This window comes from Kytococcus schroeteri (genome assembly GCF_002847825.1).
GTDB lineage: Bacteria > Actinomycetota > Actinomycetes > Actinomycetales > Dermatophilaceae > Kytococcus > Kytococcus schroeteri.
In genome coordinates this window covers 815-1,150 of sequence record NZ_PKIZ01000042.1, presented here as the reverse complement: position 1 = coordinate 1,150, position 336 = coordinate 815, and the positions used below count along the sequence as shown (strand labels likewise).

1 protein-coding gene is annotated in these 336 nt (G+C 48.8%); it reads right to left on the bottom strand.

Annotated elements, in window-relative coordinates; all coding sequences use genetic code 11:
- Positions 1 to 26 precede the first annotated feature (26 nt).
- The coding region (locus CYJ76_RS11410) for an IS3 family transposase (protein WP_144043097.1) at positions 27 to 336 on the bottom strand (310 nt) is incomplete at its 5' end.

The window sequence follows — 336 nt, the reverse complement described above, 5'->3', positions numbered from 1 at the left end:
GGACGTTTTTTTAGACAGTTTCGATGTCACGCTACATTGACTTTTCGGTATTCGGTAATGCTCAAACCATCGAGGCTGATCTTGATTCGGTGATTGTTGTAGAACTCGATGTATGTCGCGATTGCTTCTTCGAGCTCTTGGGGGTTCTGCCAGGTTCTGCCGTAGTACATTTCGTTTTTCATTCGGCCGAAGAACCCCTCACATGCTGCATTGTCGGGGCTACAGCCTTTCTTCGACATAGAGCGAAGTATTCCGAACTTCTCGGTCATGCTTCGCCAGCTGCTGCCTCGATAATGTGCTCCGCGGTCTGAGTGAATCACCAAGGATCCATCCATT